18 protein-coding genes are annotated in these 19,422 nt (G+C 72.4%); 12 read left to right on the forward strand and 6 right to left on the reverse strand.

Annotated elements, in window-relative coordinates; genetic code table 11:
- The first annotated feature begins 26 nt into the window (after positions 1-26).
- The 7 genes from Q6347_RS10425 (at position 27) to Q6347_RS10455 (ending at position 6,973) form a co-directional block, all read left to right on the forward strand.
- On the forward strand, positions 27-452 hold the full coding sequence (locus Q6347_RS10425) for a DUF4190 domain-containing protein (protein ID WP_304603591.1): 426 nt from the start codon (positions 27-29) through the stop codon (positions 450-452).
- A gap of 223 nt (positions 453-675) precedes the next feature.
- Positions 676-2,091 (forward strand): trigger factor, encoded by a 1,416-nt coding sequence (gene tig, locus Q6347_RS10430; protein ID WP_304607416.1) that lies wholly within the window; start codon positions 676-678, stop codon positions 2,089-2,091.
- A gap of 201 nt (positions 2,092-2,292) precedes the next feature.
- Positions 2,293-2,913: an ATP-dependent Clp protease proteolytic subunit gene (locus Q6347_RS10435; RefSeq protein ID WP_304603808.1), complete on the forward strand. Its 621-nt coding sequence runs from the start codon at positions 2,293-2,295 to the stop codon at positions 2,911-2,913.
- Between the two features lie 50 nt (positions 2,914-2,963).
- Positions 2,964-3,677 (forward strand): ATP-dependent Clp protease proteolytic subunit, encoded by a 714-nt coding sequence (locus tag Q6347_RS10440; protein ID WP_304603593.1) that lies wholly within the window; start codon positions 2,964-2,966, stop codon positions 3,675-3,677.
- A gap of 153 nt (positions 3,678-3,830) precedes the next feature.
- Positions 3,831-5,096 (forward strand): ATP-dependent Clp protease ATP-binding subunit ClpX, encoded by a 1,266-nt coding sequence (clpX, locus tag Q6347_RS10445; protein WP_171246797.1) that lies wholly within the window; start codon positions 3,831-3,833, stop codon positions 5,094-5,096.
- A 77-nt stretch (positions 5,097-5,173) separates the two neighbouring features.
- A complete protein-coding gene (locus Q6347_RS10450) occupies positions 5,174-5,551 on the forward strand; it encodes a chorismate mutase (RefSeq protein WP_171246798.1) in 378 nt (125 codons plus the stop codon).
- Between the two features lie 180 nt (positions 5,552-5,731).
- Complete coding sequence (locus Q6347_RS10455) at positions 5,732-6,973, forward strand: hypothetical protein (protein ID WP_304603594.1); 1,242 nt, start codon at positions 5,732-5,734, stop codon at positions 6,971-6,973.
- A gap of 87 nt (positions 6,974-7,060) precedes the next feature.
- On the opposite strand, the gene valS is transcribed toward Q6347_RS10455, so the two are convergent.
- On the reverse strand, positions 7,061-9,847 hold the full coding sequence (gene valS, locus Q6347_RS10460) for a valine--tRNA ligase (protein ID WP_304607309.1): 2,787 nt from the start codon (positions 9,845-9,847) through the stop codon (positions 7,061-7,063).
- A gap of 100 nt (positions 9,848-9,947) precedes the next feature.
- Here valS and Q6347_RS10465 point away from each other — a divergent pair, with 100 nt between their 5' ends.
- From Q6347_RS10465 to Q6347_RS10480, 4 genes are all read left to right on the forward strand, one after another.
- On the forward strand, positions 9,948-10,844 hold the full coding sequence (locus Q6347_RS10465) for a GNAT family N-acetyltransferase (protein WP_304607310.1): 897 nt from the start codon (positions 9,948-9,950) through the stop codon (positions 10,842-10,844).
- 27 nt (positions 10,845-10,871) lie between these two features.
- Positions 10,872-11,882: a TIGR03557 family F420-dependent LLM class oxidoreductase gene (locus tag Q6347_RS10470; RefSeq protein ID WP_171246802.1), complete on the forward strand. Its 1,011-nt coding sequence runs from the start codon at positions 10,872-10,874 to the stop codon at positions 11,880-11,882.
- A gap of 53 nt (positions 11,883-11,935) precedes the next feature.
- Positions 11,936-12,718 carry a coenzyme F420-0:L-glutamate ligase gene (gene cofE, locus Q6347_RS10475; protein WP_304607417.1) on the forward strand — a complete coding sequence of 261 codons (783 nt, stop codon included), beginning with the start codon at positions 11,936-11,938 and terminating at the stop codon, positions 12,716-12,718.
- A 99-nt stretch (positions 12,719-12,817) separates the two neighbouring features.
- Positions 12,818-13,606: an alpha/beta fold hydrolase gene (locus Q6347_RS10480; RefSeq protein ID WP_304603597.1), complete on the forward strand. Its 789-nt coding sequence runs from the start codon at positions 12,818-12,820 to the stop codon at positions 13,604-13,606.
- 36 nt (positions 13,607-13,642) lie between these two features.
- Here the strand turns inward: Q6347_RS10480 and Q6347_RS10485 are convergent, their stop codons facing one another.
- The gene (locus Q6347_RS10485) at positions 13,643-14,863 is read right to left on the reverse strand and encodes an AI-2E family transporter (RefSeq protein WP_304607311.1); all 1,221 of its coding nucleotides are present in this window, start codon (positions 14,861-14,863) and stop codon (positions 13,643-13,645) included.
- A 114-nt stretch (positions 14,864-14,977) separates the two neighbouring features.
- Between Q6347_RS10485 and Q6347_RS10490 the strand changes: the two genes are divergently transcribed.
- Positions 14,978-15,412 carry a cold-shock protein gene (locus Q6347_RS10490; protein WP_304603599.1) on the forward strand — a complete coding sequence of 145 codons (435 nt, stop codon included), beginning with the start codon at positions 14,978-14,980 and terminating at the stop codon, positions 15,410-15,412.
- A gap of 9 nt (positions 15,413-15,421) precedes the next feature.
- On the opposite strand, the gene corA is transcribed toward Q6347_RS10490, so the two are convergent.
- From corA to Q6347_RS10510, 4 genes are all read right to left on the reverse strand, one after another.
- Entirely contained in the window at positions 15,422-16,579 is a 1,158-nt protein-coding gene (gene corA, locus Q6347_RS10495; protein WP_304603600.1) for a magnesium/cobalt transporter CorA, read from the reverse strand.
- Between the two features lie 293 nt (positions 16,580-16,872).
- Entirely contained in the window at positions 16,873-17,916 is a 1,044-nt protein-coding gene (locus tag Q6347_RS10500; protein WP_304607312.1) for a zinc-binding dehydrogenase, read from the reverse strand.
- Between the two features lie 105 nt (positions 17,917-18,021).
- Positions 18,022-18,663, reverse strand: coding sequence for a maleylpyruvate isomerase family mycothiol-dependent enzyme (locus Q6347_RS10505; RefSeq protein ID WP_304603602.1), 642 nt, complete (start codon positions 18,661-18,663; stop codon positions 18,022-18,024).
- Between the two features lie 49 nt (positions 18,664-18,712).
- Positions 18,713-19,399 carry a histidine phosphatase family protein gene (locus Q6347_RS10510; RefSeq protein ID WP_304607313.1) on the reverse strand — a complete coding sequence of 229 codons (687 nt, stop codon included), beginning with the start codon at positions 19,397-19,399 and terminating at the stop codon, positions 18,713-18,715.
- Positions 19,400-19,422 lie beyond the last annotated feature (23 nt).

The raw sequence follows: 19,422 nt of genomic DNA on the forward strand, positions 1-19,422 counted from the left end.
CCGTCGCGACCGCTAGGGTCGACGTCGTGACCGTGCCGAACGACCCGTACGCCGCACCCGACGGCGGCGAGCACCCGCAGCAGCGCCCGACGCGGCCGGTGCCGCCGCACTCGTCGGCCACGCCCGCCGCACCGCCGTCGTACCCGAGCCCCGCCGGTCCGGCGCCGGGCCATCCCGGCGCCGGCTGGCACTACCCGGTGCGCCGCACCAACGGCCTGGCGGTCGCCTCGTTGGTCCTGGGCATCCTGTGGCTCGGCTGGGTCGGCAGCGTCCTGGCCGTCGTGTTCGGTCACGTGGCGTTGAGACAGATCAGCAACGCGCCCCCGCACGCCCCGCAGGAGGGCCGTGGCATCGCGATCGCCGGCGTCGTGCTCGGGTGGGTCGGCGTCGCGACGCTCGGTCTCATGATGCTCTTCCTCGTCCCCGTCGCCCTGGCGCCGGTCGGCCTCTGAGGGCCGTCTCCCGGGGGGGCGGGGCGCCACACCGTGGGGTGTGCCACTGGACGGGCGGTGTCGTCCCCTGGGGCGCGTGGCGTATGATCGTCGGGTTGCCCGTGCGCCCGTCCTCCGGGCGTCGTTCGACAAGCATCGCAAGCATCCCCGCGCCGCAGCACACCGCGCCGGCCCGCTCCGGCACGACGCGCGCGCACGCACCCGACAGTTGGAGACCATCGAAGTGAAGAGCGCCGTCGAGACCCTGGAGCCCACCAAGGTCAAGCTGACCGTCGAGGTGGAGTACGACGAGCTCAAGCCGAGCATCGACCACGCCTACAAGCACATCGCGGAGCAGGTGAACATCCCCGGCTTCCGCAAGGGCAAGGTCCCCCCGCGCATCATCGACCAGCGCGTCGGCTGGGGTGCCGTCATCGAGCACGCCGTCAACGAGGGCCTCTCCGGTTTCTACCGCGACGCCGTCAGCGCCGAGGAGCTGCGCCCGCTGGGTCAGCCCGAGGTCGAGGTCACCGGGATCCCCGAGAAGGCCGGCGAGGGCCAGCTCGAGTTCGTGGCCCACGTCGAGGTCCGTCCTGAGCTGGAGCTGCCCGAGCTGTCCGCCATGGAGCTGACCGTCGACTCCACCGAGGTCTCCGACGAGGACGTGGCCGAGCGCCTCGACTCGCTGCGCGAGCGCTTCGGCACCCTCGTGGGCGTCGACCGTCCGGCCGTCGAGGGCGACTACGTCGTCATCGACCTCAAGGCCGTCGTCGGCGACGAGGAGGTCGACTCGGTCTCCGGCGTCTCCTACCAGATCGGTGCCGGCAACATGCTGGACGGCCTGGACGAGGCCCTCACCGGTCTCTCCGCCGACGAGACCACCACCTTCACCACCAACCTCGCGGGTGGCGACCACCAGGGCGAGGAGGCGACCGTCACGGTGACCGCCACCTCCGTCAAGGAGCGCGAGCTGCCCGAGGCGGACGACGACTTCGCCCAGATGGCCTCGGAGTTCGACACCCTCGAGGAGCTCAAGGCGGACCTGCGCGAGCAGGTCGCGTCGTCCAAGTCCTCCAACCAGGCCGTCGCCGCCCGCGACGCCCTGCTCGAGAAGCTGCTGGACGCCGTCGAGGTGCCGGTGCCGTCCGGTGTCGTCGAGGCCGAGGTGAACCGTCACCTCGAGCAGGAGGGTCGCCTCGAGGACGACGAGCACCGTGCCGAGGTCACCGAGGACGCCACCAAGGCGATCAAGAACCAGATCCTGCTCGACACCCTGGCCGAGAAGCTCGAGGTCCAGGTGGGCCAGGGCGAGCTGATCGAGTACCTGGTGCAGGCCTCGCAGCAGTACGGCATGGAGCCGCAGCAGTTCATCCAGACCCTCGACCAGACCGGTCAGATCCCGGCCATGGTCGGCGAGGTCGCCCGGTCCAAGGCGCTCGCCGTCGCCCTGCGCGACATCGAGGTCAAGGACTCCGAGGGCAACGTCGTCGACCTGACCGAGTTCATCGGTTCCGAGGAGGACGACGAGGCCGCTGCGGCCGCCACCGAGGCGGCGCAGTCCGAGATCGCCGACGCGGAGTCCGGCGACTCCGCGGCGTCGGCCGACTCGCCCGACTCGGCGGACTCCGGCGAGTCCGCGGACGAGGCCACCAAGGCCTGACGGTCCCGCACCGCACGACGACGGCCCGTACCTTCCGCGCGGAGGGTGCGGGCCGTCGTCGTCCCCGGGCCGTCCGGAGGGCCCCGGCGCCTGTGCGCCTGCAGCGAAACCGGCGCTTCCCGGGACTCTGCGGGCACCCGGTGCACGTTAGGGTCGAGCGACAGCGAAGCGAAGGAGACGGACGTGAACGACTTGCTGCAGATGGGTGACGTGGCACCGCAGGCCCGCGCCGAGGGCCAGGGCTTCGGCCTCAACGACTCCATCTACAACCGGCTCCTCAAGGAGCGCATCATCTGGCTGGGTTCGGAGGTGCGCGACGACAACGCGAACGCCATCTGCGCCCAGATGATGCTGCTCGCGGCGGAGGACCCCGAGAAGGACATCTACCTCTACATCAACTCCCCGGGCGGCTCGATCACGGCCGGCATGGCGATCTACGACACCATGCAGTTCATCCAGCCCGACGTCGCCACCGTCGCGATGGGGATGGCTGCCTCGATGGGCCAGTTCCTGCTGTCCTCCGGCGCGAAGGGCAAGCGCTACATCACGCCGCACGCCCGCGTGCTGATGCACCAGCCCTCCGGCGGCGTCGGCGGCACCGCGACCGACGTGCGGATCGGTGCCCAGCTGATCATGCACATGAAGAAGGTGCTCGCGGAGCTCACGGCCGAGCAGACCGGCCAGCCGCTCGAGAAGATCCTCAAGGACAACGACCGCGACAGCTGGTTCACGGCCGACGAGGCGCTCGAGTACGGCTTCGTGGACCGCGTCGTCGCCAACGCTTCCTCGGTGTCCGGGGGCGGCGGCACGACCGCCGAGTGACCCGACCACGGTCGACCGAGACCCCAGCTGATTTCCCACCGAGGAGAACCATGAGCTACTCCGCCGAGTACCAGTTCGCCGAGCGGGCCGCGCGTCTCGCCGGCGACGCCGCCCGCCCGGGCGGGATCGCGCTGCCGCACGGCGCCCCGTCGTCGCGGTACGTCCTGCCGCAGTTCGAGGAGCGCACGCCGTACGGCTTCAAGCGCCAGGACCCGTACACCAAGCTGTTCGAGGACCGCATCATCTTCATGGGCGTCCAGGTCGACGACGCGTCGGCCGACGACATCATGGCCCAGCTGCTCGTCCTGGAGTCCCAGGACCCGGACCGCGACGTGATGATCTACATCAACTCCCCGGGCGGCTCCTTCACCGCGATGACCGCCCTGTACGACACGATGCAGTTCATCAAGCCCCAGATCCAGACCGTCTGCCTCGGGCAGGCGGCCTCGGCGGCGGCCGTGCTGCTCGCCGCCGGGCAGCGGGGCAAGCGTCTCGCGCTGCCCAACGCCCGGGTGCTGATCCACCAGCCCGCGATGGAGGGTGGCGGTTACGCCCAGGCGTCCGACATCGAGATCCACGCCAACGAGCTCATCCGGATGCGCGAGTGGCTGGAGGAGGCGTTGGCGCACCACACGGGCAAGCCCGTGCAGGAGATCCGCGACGACATCGAGCGCGACAAGATCCTCACCGCCGCCCAGGCCCAGGAGTACGGCCTGGTGGACCAGGTCCTCGACTCCCGCAAGCCCGCTCAGCTCGGTGTCTGAGCAGCCGGTTCACCGGTGACGACACCGCTCGCGACCCGGGTGCCGACCGTCGTGTCGGCACCCGGGTCGCGCCACACCGGAGTTCTCGGCTGACAACCGGGCCCGGGTGGTGTGGAATGGTCGGAGACGCGCACGAGAACAAGGAGGCCCGCGGTGGCGAGAATCGGTGACGGTGCAGACCTGCTCAAGTGCTCCTTCTGCGGGAAGTCGCAGAAGCAGGTCAAGAAGCTCATCGCTGGGCCGGGTGTGTACATCTGCGACGAGTGCATCGACCTGTGCAACGAGATCATCGAGGAAGAGCTCGGTGAGACCACGGAGCTGGGGCTGACCGAGCTGCCGAAGCCGCGGGAGATCTTCGACTTCCTCGAGCAGTACGTCATCGGCCAGGAGCCGGCCAAGCGGGCCCTGGCCGTCGCGGTCTACAACCACTACAAGCGCGTGCAGGCGGCGCCGGCGGCGAAGGACGACCAGGACGCGGTGGAGATCGCCAAGTCCAACATCCTGCTCATCGGCCCCACGGGGACGGGCAAGACGTACCTGGCGCAGACGCTCGCGAAGATGCTCAACGTCCCGTTCGCCATCGCCGACGCCACGGCGCTCACCGAGGCCGGGTACGTGGGCGAGGACGTCGAGAACATCCTCCTCAAGCTCATCCAGGCCGCCGACTACGACGTCAAGAAGGCCGAGACGGGCATCATCTACATCGACGAGATCGACAAGGTGGCCCGCAAGGCCGAGAACCCGTCGATCACGCGGGACGTCTCGGGCGAAGGCGTGCAGCAGGCGCTCCTGAAGATCATCGAGGGCACCAGCGCGTCGGTGCCCCCGCAGGGCGGGCGCAAGCACCCGCACCAGGAGTTCATCCAGATCGACACCTCGAACGTGCTGTTCGTCGTCGCCGGAGCGTTCGCGGGTCTGGACGACATCATCGCCTCGCGGGCGCGGCAGCGCGGGATCGGCTTCTCCGCCCCGATGGAGTCGACCACCGACGTCGACCTCTTCTCGGAGGTCCGGCCCGAGGACCTGCACAAGTACGGACTGATCCCCGAGTTCATCGGTCGACTGCCCGTGATCTCCTCCGTCTCGCCGCTCGACCGAGACGCCCTGGTGCGCATCCTCAGCGAACCGCGCAACGCCCTGGTCAAGCAGTACCAGCGCATGTTCGAGATCGACGGCGTGCGCCTGGAGTTCGCCGACGACGCGATCGACGCGATCGCCGAGCAGGCGCTCCTGCGCGGGACGGGTGCACGCGGGCTGCGCGCGATCATGGAGGAGGTCCTCCAGCAGGTGATGTTCGACGTGCCGAGCCGCGACGACGTCGAAGGGGTGGTCATCACCCGCGAGGTCGTCGAGGAGAACGTCAACCCGACGATCGTGCCGCGGTCCTCCGGTCCCGTGCGCAACCGCAAGTCCGCCTGATCGCACCGCCTCGGACGGCCGGCGGCCACATCGTGGCCGGGCCGTCGCGCTGACGTCGACGCCCGTAGGATCTAGCCATGGCTGAGCCCTTCGACGAAGCGCCCGTGCCCGAGACCGGTCGTGCGCTGCCGACCGAGATCCTCGGCCTGCGCAGCACGATCGACAACATCGACGCGGCCCTGGTGCACCTGCTCGCCGAGCGGTTCCGGGCGACGCAGCGCGTCGGGGAGCTCAAGGCCACCGAGGGGCTGCCGCCGGCGGACCCGCAGCGTGACCGTCAGCAGATCGACCGTCTGAAGGCCATCGCCTCGGGCGCCGGGCTCGACCCCGAGTTCGCCGAGCAGTTCCGCCACTTCATCGTCTCCGAGGTGATCCGCCGCCACGAGCGCATCGCGGCCGAGCACGCCGCCGCCGGGCGTGCCGACGAGGTACCACCCCTGGACACCTACAGTTGAAGAGGTGGCGGCTTCTGAGCCGCCCGAGCACCTCGCCGCGCCCGGCCCCGGTTCACGGCGGACCTGCGCCCCTCCGTGCATCGCCCCTGGTGAGAAGGCCTTTTCGCCATCGCGGATGCGCACTGCGCCGATCCGGAGCAGGCTGGAGGTTCACAGTCGACGGACCCGAGGGGGAACTGCATGAAGATCGATTGGCTCAAGCCCTTGGTCGGCCGCCCCGGCCCGTTCGCGACCGTCTATCTCGACGCCACGCGTTCGGTCGAAGCCGGTGACAAGGATGTGGCGAACCGCTGGCGCTCCGTGCGCCGTTCGCTCGCCAAGCAGGGTGCCACGGACCAGGTCCTCAACGACCTGGACGACGCCGTGGACCGCCCGACGTGGGTGCACGGGCCGCACGGTCGAGTGCTCATCGCCGACGACGAGGGTGTTCTCGTCGACCGGGTGCTGAAGGAGCCGCCGCCGGTGATGGCGGGTGTCTGGCACCGCGTTCCGAGCCTGCTGCAGGCGGCACGCTCGGCCGACGAGGAGGTGGACGCGCTGGTCGTCGCGGTCGACCGGCTGGGTGCCGACTTCTTCCCGGTGGGGTCCGACGGGTTCCCGTCCGGGGACAAGGAGACGTTCGAGGGCCCCGACGACGAGGTGTCGAAGACCTCGAGCACCTCGACGAAGCGGTCGGTGATCGAGTCGCGTGCCGAGGACTCCTGGCACCGCAACGCCGAGGCGATGGCCGGCGAGATCGACCGCCGCGTGGCCGCCTCCCGACCGGAGATCCTGCTGCTCACCGGCGACGTGAGGGCCGTGAGCATGGTCCGGGACGCGCTCGGCCAGCAGGCGGCTCAGCTGACCGTCGAGGTGTCCGGCGGCGGCCGGGACGACGGTGTGCACGCAGGGCACTTCGCCGAGACCGTCGCCGAGGCGCTGGACTCGTTCCGGGAGCGCCGCCGCGAGGCGGTGCTGGCCGCGCTGCGTGAGGGCCTGGGCCGTGAGTCCGGTGCCGTCACGAGCATCGGTGACGTCGCCCAGGTGCTGGCCCGTGGCCAGGTGAAGCAGCTCGTGCTCTCCGAGGAGCTCGCGGACGACGCGGCCCGGGCGCTGCACGCGTGGGTCGACGGTTCGGTCGACGAGCCCGGGCTCGGTGGGCTGCTCAACGGTTTCCAGCTCTGGATCGGACCGGACCCGATGCACATCGCGGCCTCGCGGACCGAGCTCGACGGGGTCGGGGACCTCGAGGAGCTCCCGGCCGCGACGGCCCTGCTGCGTGCCGCCATCGGCCAGGACGCCGGGCTGGTCTTCGCGCCGACCGGGTCGGTCGAGCTGCGCGACGGCGTCGCGGCGACGCTGCGCTGGGACGACGGCGGCACGCCGCACGAGTCGGCGGCCACGATGAGCGGCGACGACGGACGGGTCTCCATGGCCCACTGAGAGGTCGCACGACAAGGCCCCGGCATCCTGGGAAGGGTGCCGGGGCCTCGTGCTGTCGCGGGTGCCCGCGGAGGAGCGCCCGGGGGCTCAGCCGCGCGGCTTCTTGACCGGCGGCTCGCCGAGCTCGTGGTCGACCACGACGATGCCGCCCTGGACGTCCGGGTCGCCCTGGCCGTCGGTGGCCTCGACGAGCTCGAGGGGCCCGGTGACCCGGCCGGCGCCGCGCAGGTCCACCACGGCGGACTCGACGCCCGGGAGCAGGTGCGCGGGCACGGCCACCGTCCCGGACAGGATCGGGGTCTTCATGGAGACCTTGGCAGCCGACTTCAGCTTGCGCAGCGCCGCCAGCGCGTGGCCCGCGGCGGTCAGGCCGGTCGGGTCGACGCCGGCCGCGGCGTCGCGCAGCGGCCGGGCCGTCGGCCACTCCGCGCGGTGCACGGACCCGCTGCGCCACCAGGACCAGACCTCCTCGGTGGCGAACGGGATGAACGGCGCCAGCAGGCGGAGCATGACGTCCAGCGCGATCGCCAGCGCCGTGCGGGCCGAGAGCGTGTCGGCGGTCACCGTGCCGTCGGCGCCGTAGGCGCGGTCCTTGACGAGCTCGAGGTAGTCGTCGCAGAACGCCCAGAAGTACGACTCGGTCAGCTCCAGGGCCCGGGTGTGGTCGTAGGACTCGAGCGCCGTGGTCGCCTGGTCGACGACGTCGGCCAGCCCGGCCAGCATGGCGCGGTCCAGGTCGACGGTCACGGCCCCGGGGTCCAGCGCGATCTCGCCCGCACCGGTCTCCGGGTCGACGCCGAAGGTCAGCGCGAACTTCGAGGCGTTGAGCACCTTGATCGCCAGGCGCCGGCCGATCTTCATCTGACCGATCTCGAACGCCGCGTCCGTCCCGAGGCGTGCCGCGGCCGCCCAGTACCGCACGGCGTCGGACCCGTGCTGCTCCAGCAGGTCCATCGGGGTGACGACGTTGCCCTTGGACTTGGACATCTTCTTGCGGTCCGGGTCGAGGATCCAGCCGCTGATGGCCGCGTGCTTCCAGGGCAGCACGCCGCACTCGAGGTGCGAGCGCACGACCGAGGAGAACAGCCAGGTGCGGATGATGTCCTGGCCCTGCGGGCGGAGGTCCATGGGGAAGACGCGGTCGAACAGGTCGGCGTCGCGCTCCCAGCCGGAGACGATGAGCGGCGTCAGCGAGGACGTCGCCCAGGTATCCATCACGTCGTTGTCGCCGACGAACCCGCCCGGTACCCCGCGCTGGGACTCGTCGTAGCCGGCCGGGGCCTGCGACGTCGGGTCCACCGGGAGCTCGGCCTCGGACGGCGTGATGAGGCGGTCGTGGTCGACGTCGCCGTGCTCGTCGACGCCGTACCAGACCGGCACCGCCACGCCGAAGAACCGCTGCCGGGAGATGAGCCAGTCACCGTTGAGGCCGTTGACCCAGTTCTCGTAGCGGACCCGCATGAAGTCGGGGTGGAAGTCCAGCTCCTTGCCCCGTCCGAGCAGCTCGGCCTTCAGGTCGCGCCGGGTCCCGTCGGCGTTCCACTCGCGACCGCCGTTGCGGATGTACCACTGGCGCGAGGTGACGATCTCGAGGGGCTTGTCGCCCTTCTCGTAGAAGTTCGTCATGCGCTGGGTCGGGGTCGGCTCGCCGTCCAGGTCGCCGGACTCGCGCAGCGCGTCCACGACGGCGGTGCGGGCGCTGAACGACGTCTTGCCGGCCAGTCCCTCGGCGTAGAGGTCGGCGCCGGGACCGCCGGCGATCCACTCGGGCGTCTCGCGGGCGAGCCGGCCGTCCCGGCCGATCACCGAGCGGGTCGGCAGCTGCAGCTCGCGCCACCACTGCACGTCGGTCAGGTCGCCGAAGGTGCAGCACATGGCGATGCCGGCACCCTTGTCCATCGCGGCGGCGTGGTGGGCCAGCACGGGCACCTCGACGCCGAACAGCGGCGAGGTGACCGTGGTGCCGAACAGGTGCTGGTAGCGCTCGTCGTCCGGGTGGGCGATGAGGGCCACGACGGACGGCACCAGCTCGGGGCGGGTCGTCTCGATGTGGACCGGCTCGCCGCCGTCGCGGTGGAACGCGACGCGGTGGTAGTGGCCGGGGTACTCCCGGGCCTCGAGCTCGGCCTGGGCCACGGCCGTCTGGAACGTGACGTCCCACAGCCCGGGCGCCTCGGCCTGGTAGGCCTCGCCCCGGTCCAGGTTGCGCAGGAACGCCCGCTGGGAGGCCGCGCGCGAGGTCGAGTCGATGGTCTGGTACGTCTGCGACCAGTCCACGGACAGGCCGAGCAGGCGCCACAGCTCCTCGAACTGGCGCTCGTCGTCGGCGGTGAGCTCCTCGCAGAGCTCGATGAAGTTGCGGCGGCTGATCGGCACCTGGTCCGCCGGCTTCACCTTCTTGCCCTCGGTGCCCTGGTGGGGCGGGGTGAAGTCGGGGTCGTAGGGCAGCGACGGGTCGCAGCGCACGCCGTAGTAGTTCTGCACGCGGCGCTCGGTGGGCAGGCCGTTGTCGTCCCACCCCATCGGGTAGAAGACCTCCTTGCCGCGCATGCGCTGGAACCGGGCGACGACGTCGGTGTGGGTGTAGCTGAAGACGTGGCCCACGTGCAGCGAGCCGGAGACGGTCGGGGGCGGGGTGTCGATCGAGAAGATCTGGTCGCGGGTGGCCGACCGGTCGAAGGCGAACGTGCCCTCGGCGGCCCACCGCTCGTCGAACTTCTGCTCCAGACCGTCCGTGCTGACCTTGTCCGGTACCTCCCTGACCACCGCGCGCACGACGTCGGCTACCTGCTCGGCCTGGCTGCCGGAGGTCGCGTTCGCTGCGGGGGTCTGTGCGGGCGCGGCGGGCGCCCCGGGGTTCGGGAAGTCGCTCATGGTGCCTCATTGTCCCAGATCCCCCGGGGCGGGCGGACGCCCGTCCGACACGGGGGTGGGGCGTGGTGCTCGAGCGGCGCGACTGGCTAGGGTCGGGCCCATGAGCGTGAGGGGTCACGTCGACGTCCTGCGGCGGTTCAACCGGAGCTACACCCAGCGGGTGGGCGTGCTGGAGGAGTCCTTCCTGGGCCTGGGCATGGCGCTCGGCACCGCGAGGCTGCTGTACGAGATCGGCGCCGCCCCGGACACGACCCGCGCCCTGCGCGCGCGGCTCGGCCTGGACCGCGAGTACCTGCGTCGGTTGCTGCGTCGGCTGCAGGAGGAGGGGCTGGTGAGCGTCGCGCCCGACCCGGAGGATCCGCGCCGTCGGCGGGTCACCCTGACGCCGGCGGGCCGTACCGCCTGGGAGGAGCTCGACCGACGCTCCGACGAGCGGGCCCGTCGGCTCGTCGACCCGCTCACCGCGCGGCAGCGTGCCCGGCTCTCGGCGGCGCTCGGCGAGGCGGATCTCCTCGTCCGCGCCGCCACCGTCGAGCTGGTGACGGTCGCGCCGGACGATCCCGTCGCGCGGCGGGCCGTGCTCGCGTTCTTCGCGGAGGTCGGCGAGCGTATCGGCGGCACCGCGGTGTTCGACGTCGACGCCGCGCTCGCCGCGGACGCCGAACGGCTCGTCCCGCCGCTCGGCGGGTTCGTCGTCGCCGCCTCCGGCGGGGACCCGGTCGCCTGCGGGGGTGTCCAGGACCTGGGGGACGGTGTCGCCGAGATCAAGCGGATGTGGGTCGACCCCGCGTGGCGCGGTGCGGGGCTCGGCTCGCGACTGCTGCGCCGCCTGGAGGACCTCGCGGTCGAGCTCGGGCACAGGGAGGTCGTGCTCGACACGAACGGGGTCCTCGGCGAGGCGGTCGTGATGTCCGAGGAGGCCGGCTACCGGCAGGTCGAGCGCTACGACGACGACCCGTCCGCGACGCACCTCTTCGCCAAGGACCTGACCACGTGATGTCCGCGGCGGCGTAGGGTCGTCCCCATGGCAGCTTCGAAGGACTTGACCGTCGGCTACGCCGCGATGCTCGAGCAGTTCCACCCCACCGACGTGGTCGACTACTCGGCCTACGCCGAGGAGCACGGATTCGACGGCGTGATGGCCGCCGACCACTTCCAGCCCTGGGTGCCGCAGCAGGGGGAGGCCGCGTTCGTGTGGAACGTGCTGACCGCCCTCGGCGAGCGCACACGCGGTGACATCGGTCCGGGGGTGACCTGCCCGTCGTTCCGGTTCCACCCGGCGATGGTGGCGCAGGCCTCGGCGACCCTCGCCGCGATGTACCCCGGTCGGCACTGGCTCGGGCTGGGCTCCGGCGAGGCGCTCAACGAGCACGTCACCGGCGGCTACTGGCCGGAGGCGCCGGAGCGCATCAACCGGATGTTCGAGGCCATCGACATCATCAAGAAGCTCTTCGCCTCCGGCGTCGAGGGCAAGGACGTCAAGCACTCCGGGCAGTTCTACAAGATGGAGTCCACGCGGTTGTGGACCATGCCCGAGGTCCCGCCGGAGATCCTCGTCGCCACCGCCGGGCCGATCACGGCCAAGCGGGCCGGCAAGCACGCGGACGGCCTCATCACGGTGGGGGCGCCGCTGGAGAAGATCGAGATGCTGTTCGGACGGTTCGACGCGGGCGTCAAGGAGTCCGGTCGGGACGCCTCGACGATGCCGAAGGTCCTCCAGGTGCACATGTCCTGGGCGGAGACCGACGAGGAGGCCATGGCCAACGCCATGACCGAGTGGCCGAACGGCGGCATGAAGTTCCCCAAGGCCGACATCCGGTCGCCGCACGACTTCGCCCAGATGGCCAAGCTGGTCCGCCCCGAGGACTTCTCCGGGCGCATGGTGGTCTCCGCCGACCCGGACGAGCACCGCCAGGCCATCCAGCAGTACGTCGACCTCGGGTTCGACCGCATCTACCTGCACAACGTGGGCCGGAACCAGAAGCAGTGGATCGAGGTCTTCGGGCGCGAGGTGCTGCCGAAGCTGGTCCGGTGACCGGTCCCGACGACGCGGCGCACGGCGCCACGGCCCTGCTCGACGGCGCCCGGATGATGCTCTGGGCGCCGCCGGGCCTGGGCGAGGTCCGCCCGGGCGACGATCTCGCCCTGCTGGTCGGCGACCTGCTGGCGGCCGACGCCGACCGGACCGGTGACGCCCTCGCCGAGGGTGACGTCGTCGTCGTCACGTCGAAGATCGTCTCCAAGGCCGAGGGGCGTGTCGTGCGCGCCGCGGACCGCGAGCAGGCGATCACCGACGAGACCGTGCGGGTCGTCGCCACGCGCGAGCGGCCGGACGGCCTGCCACCGCTGCGGATCGTCGAGAACCGGCTCGGGCTGGTGATGGCCGCCGCCGGGGTCGACGCCTCGAACACGCCCGACGGCACCGTGCTGCTGCTGCCCAAGGACCCGGACGCCACCGCGCGCTCGGTGCGGGCGGCGCTGCGGGCACGGTACGGGCTGGACCGGCTCGGCGTCGTCGTCACCGACACCGCGGGGCGCCCGTGGCGGGAGGGTGTCACCGACATCGCGATCGGCGCGGCCGGTCTGACGGTGCTGGACGACCTGCGCGGCGGCACGGACTCCCACGGGCGGCCGATCTCGGTGACGGTCACCGCGGTGGCCGACGAGATCGCCGCCGCCTCGGAGCTGGTCCGCGGCAAGGCGACGGGCCGGGCGGTCGCCGTGGTGCGCGGCGTCGGGCGGTTCGTGCTCGGCGGTGACGACGGTGCGGGACCGGGCGCGCGCCGCCTCGCGCGGACCGGTCCCGACGACCTGTTCCGCGAGGGGAGCGCCGAGGCGTACGCCCGGGGACTGGCCGACGGCCGGGGGTGACGGGCCTCACGAGGTGGGGCGTCCCGTCGCCGAGCGGCGCCGGGTGCTGCACTATGGCCCTGGCGACCGGGTCGACCACCCGGCGGGAAGGAGACGGAGATGACCCACCACGTGACGAGCGTGGCCGGAGACAGGGTCGGGTTCGACCGCGACGGCGAGGGGCCCGCGGTGGTCTTCGTCGCCGGGGCGGGGCCGTACCGGGCGATCGACCCCGTGACCACCGAGACCGCTCAGCGGTGCGCGCGGCAGGGGCTGACCGCGGTGGTGTACGACCGGCTGGGTCGGGGCGACAGCCCGGCGGACGGGGTGCTCGACCTGGAGCGTGAGCTGTCCGCCCTCCACGCCGTCATCGACGCCGCCGGTGCGCCGGTGGTGCTGGTCGGTCACTCCTCGGGTGCCGCGCTCGCGCTGTGCGCCGCGGACGCGGAGATGCCGGTCTGCGGGCTCGTGCTGTGGGAGGCGCCGTTGGCGCGGTCTGCCGACGACACCTACGAGTGGATCACCGAGTTCGAGAAGCGGCTGGACGCCGAGGACTACGTGGGCGCCCTCGAGCAGTACATGAAGGACCTGCCGCGCGAGTGGCTCGAGGGGCTGCGCGCCTCGCCGGACTTCGAGCAGATCGCACGGGCCTCGATCAGCCAGCGCGCCGACGGCCAGGCGCTGGTGCGGGCCACCGACCTCATCGAGGCGGACCTGCTGCGCGAGCTCGCCGTCCCGGTCCTGGCGACCTACGGCACGCGGACCTTCGACGAGATGCCGGTCGCCGCCCAGCGCGTCGCGGACGCCGTCACCCGCGGCCAGGCACGGGAGGTCGCCGGCGCCGACCACACCTGGGACGTCGGGGCGATGGCCGACCAGATCGTGCAGTTCGTCCGCGACGAGACCTGAGTCCTGCCGACGCGGCAGCGCGTGCGCCGACCGGGGTCAGCGCGGCGCGTCGTCGTCGGCCTCGCCCCGGGCGCGGCCCTCCGGATCCTGCGGGGCGGTGGCGGGCCGGTCCGGTGCCGCCACCACGGGGTCCGGGGCGGCCCGGTCCTCCGCCGCGGGTTCGACGTCGTCACCGGAGAGCCAGCGCAGCCAGTCCTGACGGGGATCGCCCTCGAGGAGCAGGGCCCGGACCAGCAGCGTCAGCGGGATCGACAGGATCGCGCCGAGCGGGCCGATGACGAACGTCCAGAACACGACGGACACGAAGCTCAGGGTGAGCGAGAGCGAGACGGCGTCCGAGACGAACTTCGGCTGGACGAACACCTGCAGGACGACGTTGACCACGCAGTAGATCGCCACCACGGCCAGGGCGAGCTGCCACCCGCCCACGACGAAGGCCATGACCATGGGTGGCACGAGGCCCAGGATGAAACCGATGTTCGGCACGAAGTTGGTGACGAACGCCAGGATCGCCCAGATCGCGGCACCCGGGACCCCGAGCAGCGACAGCGCGATCCCGTCCACGACCGCCACGACCGCGCCGAAGGTGGCGTTGACGACGTAGTAGCGGCGCACCCCGCTGCTGAAGCGGGTGGCGCGCTCGATCGCGCCCGCACGCGAGACGCCGAAGTACCGGGGGGCGGTGGCGTACCGGCCGGCGTCGGCCGCCATGAACACCGCGTAGGCGAGCACGAAGAAGAACGCGGTCCCGATGCTCAGCGCCGTCCCGCTCACGCCGCCCGCCAGCGACAGGATGTTCGTCGGCTGCAGCCAGGAGGTGACCGCGTCGGCGATCTGGGTGTCCAGCCCGGCGGTGGCGAGCCAGGTCTCGACCTCGGAGACCGCGTCGCGGAGCTGCGGCACGAAGTCGCGCACCAGCGCGGCGAACCGGAAGCCGGACCACACCAGCATCGCCAGGAGCGCGGCGAGGATCAGGTACGCGACGACGATGACGGCGGTGGTGGCCAGCCAGCGCGGCCAGCCCCGCGCCAGCAGCGGGAACCGGACCGGGTGACAGATGATGATGATCACCGCGGCGAGGAACAGGGGGGCGATCACCTCGGCGGCCGCGTGCAGGCCGGCGAGCACCACGACGCCGCAGGCCAGGGCCAGCAGCGTGCGTGACGCCGGGGACGACGCGGGCCCGGGCCCGGCCGACCGGCGGTCGCCGTGCGGGGGAGGCGTGCTGCTGGCCGGGGAGCCGGGCGTGGACGTCACACGGCGACCCTAGCCGCGGGGTGTACTCTCCAGCCCGCCGCCGCGCCGTCCCGCGGTTATGCTGCAGTGAGACGGGGCGACGGCGACAGGGGGCGGTGGACGGTGCGCGGTGACGTGGTGCGGTACGACGCGATCAAGGGCTACGCGTTCGTCGCGTCCGACGAGCTGGACGAGGACGTGTTCCTGCACGTCAACGACCTCGACTTCGACAAGGCGCTGATGGCGGTCGGCACCGTCGTCGACTTCACCCACGAGATGGGCGAGCGCGGCCCGCGGGCGGTGAGCGCCTCGCTGATCTCCTCCCCGGTGGCGGACGCGGTGCATGCCGCGATGGGCGGACCGTCGCGAGACGGTGCCGCGCCGGCGAGTCCCGCCGCCTCGGGCGACCAGCACGACGGGTACGCCGACGTGCTCTCGACCGCCGAGCTGCGGTCCGAGGTCACCGAGACGTTGCTGTCGACGGTCGGCGACCTCACCGGCCGGCAGGTGCTGGCGGTGCGCTCCGCGGTCGAGAAGATGGCGCGACGCCACGGCTGGCTGGACGCCTGACGGACGTCGTCAGATCCACTTCTTCCAGCGGAACACGGCGAACAGGCTCACGCTGACGCCGAGCATGAGCACCAGCGCGACCGGGTAGCCCCAGGCCCAGTGCAGCTCGGGCATGATGTCGAAGTTCATGCCGTACACGGTGCCCACCAGGGTCGGGGCGAACAGGATCGCGGCCCAGCCGGAGATCTTCTTGACCTCCTCACCCTGCTGGATCGACACCTCGGTCAGGTGCGTCATCTCCTCGTTCTGCCGCTGGGCGACGAGGGTGGCGTTCACCGTGAGGATGTCGCGCAGCGCGACGCGGTAGGTCTCCACCGACTCGGCGACCTCCGTGAGGTGGTCGGCGACGTCGCGCAGGTAGGCCTGCAGCTCCTCGTCGACCTGGTACTTCTCGGCCCCCTTGGCCAGGGACAGGCAGACGCTCTGCAACGGGCGCACCGCGCGCTGGAAGTCGACGAGCTCGCGGGACAGCTCGTAGATGCGCCGCGACACGTGGGCGTCACCGGAGAAGACCTCGCCCTCGATCTGGTCGATGTCGTAGTCGAGCCCGGAGACGACCGGCGCGTAGTCGTCCACGACGCGGTCCATGATCGCGTACAGCACGGCCTCGGGGCCGCGGGCGAGCATCTGCGGCGTCGACTCGAGCCGGGCGCGCACGGCGGTCAGGTCGGGGGAGTCCCCGTGCCGCACCGAGACCACGAAGTCCGGTCCCACGAACAGGTGCAGCTCGGAGAACTCGACCTCCTCGATCGAGTCCAGGTAGCGCGCGGCGTGCAGGACGACGAAGAGCGTGTCGCCGTACCGCTCGATCTTCGGGCGCTGGTGGGCCTGGATCGCGTCCTCGATCGCCAGCGGGTGCAGGTCGAACTCCCGCGCCAGGGCGGCGAGCTCGTGCTCGTCGGGGCGCTCGAGCCCGATCCAGGCCATGCCGCCCGGCGTGGAGCGCAGCGCGCGGAACGCGTCGGCGAGCCGGGTCACGCTCGCGCTGCGGTGCCCCTCCTCGTCGTAGACGGCGGCGGCCACCATCGCGGAGCGCGGGCGGATCGGCGTCGGCGGGGTCGGGGTCTCCGCGGCGTACGGCGGCGTGCCCGGCGCGCCGGGACGACGCGGGCGCAGGGCACCCAGCATCTGGCGGGTACGGACGGAACGGTTGGAGCTGAAGGCCATGAGGGGACTCCCAGGCGTGCAGGAACGGTGGTCTGCGTGCTGGATCCCGCGACTGACGACGAGTGCGCCGTGCCGACGGCGTGGGGGAGCGGTGGCATCACCCGCCCGATGACGGACGGGTCGTGTCGAGCCGGGTCAGTCGCGGCTCGGACTACTGGGAGGCTCGCTGCGGGTCATGCGCGGTACCTCCTTCACGTTCGGGCGGCGCTCACGCCGCCGACTCCTGGCCGAGGTCAGTCTACTCCGGGCCTGTTCACGGTGCCCGAGCCGGGCGCCGTGGCATCGGTCACGCGTCAGCGCCGCGGGTCGCAGACCGTCATGCCCGCCCGGCTCGTGGTCCGCAGGTCCGGCAGCAGTCGGGCGGCGGTGTCCAGGTCGACCACGTCGTCGAGCAGGTCCTGGGGGCGCAGGGTGCCGTCGGCGACCAGGGCCATCATCGCGGGGTAGTCGGCGGCGGGCATGCCGTGCGAGCCCAGCAGGTCGAGCTCGAGCGCGATGACGCGGTCCATCGGCACCGGGGGATGACCCTCGACGGCGGGCAGCAGCCCGACCTGCACGTGCCGGCCGCGCCGGCGCAGCGCGCCGATCCCCGTCGCGCAGGTCTCCGGGGAGCCGACGGCGTCGAGGGCCACGTGCGTGCCGCCGTCGGACAGCTCGTGGATCGCCGCCACCGTGTCGCCGTCGTCGGCGAGGAGCGTGTGGTCGGCGCCGGCCCGGCGCGCGGCGTCCAGCGCGGCCGGGTCGCGGTCCACGGCGATGACGCGGGCCCCGCGGGCGGCGGCGACCATGACGGCGCTCAGCCCCACGCCGCCGGCCCCGACGACGGTGACCTGCTCGCCGGCACGCACCCGGGCCCGGTGCGTGACCGCACGGAACGCGGTGGCGAACCGGCACCCCAGTCCGGCCGCGGTGGTGTCGGTGACGTCGTCGGGCACGGCGACGAGGTTGGTGTCCGCGGCGTGCAGCGCCACCAGCTCGGCCCAGGAGCCGTGGTGGGTGAACCCGGGCTGGGTCTGGTCCGGGCACACCTGGGCGTCGCCGGCCCGGCACCAGGCGCAGCGCCCGCAGCCGCACACGAACGGCGTGGTGACCCGGTCCCCGACGTGCCACCGCTGCACCCCCGCGCCGACGGCGGCGACCGTGCCCGCGAGCTCGTGCCCGGGGACGTGCGGGAACGTGGTGATGTCACCGTCGTGACCGGCCCACCCGTGCCAGTCGCTCAGGCACAGCCCGGTGGCGTGCACCCGCACGACGACGCCGCCGTCGGGCGCGACGGGGTCGGGCAGCTCGCGCACGGTCACGGGGCCGCCGAAGGCGTCGTAGACGACGGCGCGCACCTCAGGCCTCCTCGGCCATCGGCCGGGGCGACGCGGCGCGGGGCCGGGCTGCGGTTGGCATGTCGCGATGATCGCACGTGGGCGGACGGTCCGGTGGGGCAGTTCTCATGCAGCGCGCGTGCGGTCGCCCATCAGCTCGACGCCCGCTCCATCGAGCTCGTCGAGGAACGCGGCCCGGCCGGCCATCGCCATCACCAGGGCGAGCGTCGTACCGCGGACGACCGGACCGTCCCCGTGCCGGAAGGGAGAGTCGGTGGCGACCAGCTCCAGGCCGCGTGCGACACTGCGGCTGTCCACGGCGGCGTCCTTGGTCACGAAGAACTGCGCCACCTCGACGGCGGACTCGACGGACGGCCCCCCGACCAGGCCCAACGGTCGGCGCACGTCCTCGCCGTGCACGACGACCTCCCCCAGCCAGGCGCCGACGTCGCGGGACGGCGCCACCGTGCTCGCGGTGACGGCCCGGAACCGGGCCAGGGTCTCCGCGGGTGTGCTCCCGCGGTGCTCGGCCAGGCGGCGGGCGTTGTGGCGGTCCGGGTCGAGGCCGGCGCCGACCATGCTGCGCAGCCAGGCCCACCGCCCGAGACTCGCCCCGGCAACCAGGTGGGCGACGACGTCCTCGACGGTCCAGTCGCTGCACAAGGAGCGCGCTCGCCACTGCGCGTCGTCGACCTCGGCGAGGTCGTCGGCCAGCGCCGACCGTTCGGTGTGGACCAGCGCCCAGAGGCGCTCGTGGTGCGTCGTCACCCGCCTATCCCAGCGCATCGGCGGCGAGCGGGCCACTCCGGGGCGGCCGTCAGCGCGCGGCCGCCGCCGGGACCGGGGCCGGACGGGCCGCGACCGCGCCGTGGCCGGCGACGTCGACGCCCGCCTGCACGACGCGGGTGACGCCGTCGGAGACCTCGACCGTCGAGACCGACGCGTTCGGCAGGGCTGCCAGCCGGGACGGCTCCACCGTCCACAGGTAGGCGGCCAGCGTCAGGCCGTGGCCGACGACGAGGACGTGCTTCCCGTCGGCGCGACCGGCGCCGGTCGCGCCGCCGTCCGGCGCCGCGTGGGCCGCGACGATGCGCGCGAACACCGAGCGCACCCGGTCCATGAAGTCACCGCCGGACTCGCCCCCGCCGACACCCGGGTGGGTGCCCGCGAGCATGGCCGGGACGAGCTCCGACCACGGGACCTCGGCGTCGAGGGTGCGCTCCGGGCGCCGCTCGAAGCTGCCGAACGACAGCTCGCGCAACCCCTCCTCGATGCGGAGCCGGTGGCCGGGGTGGTGCTGGAGGATCTCCGCGGCGGTCTGGACGGCGCGGCCCTGCGGGGAGGAGTAGACCGCGTCGAAGGACCGGTCGGCCAGGTGCTGCGCCGTGACGCGGACGCCCGCACGGCCGGTGCGGGTCAGGGGTGAGTCGCAGGCGCCCTGCAGGTGACGTCGGGCGTTGAGCGTCGTCTGCCCGTGGCGGACGAGCGTGAGCGTGAGGGTCATCGTCGGTGTGACCTTTCGTCGGG

It is taken from the genome of Isoptericola sp. b408 (assembly GCF_030588085.1).
Taxonomy (GTDB): domain Bacteria; phylum Actinomycetota; class Actinomycetes; order Actinomycetales; family Cellulomonadaceae; genus Isoptericola; species Isoptericola sediminis.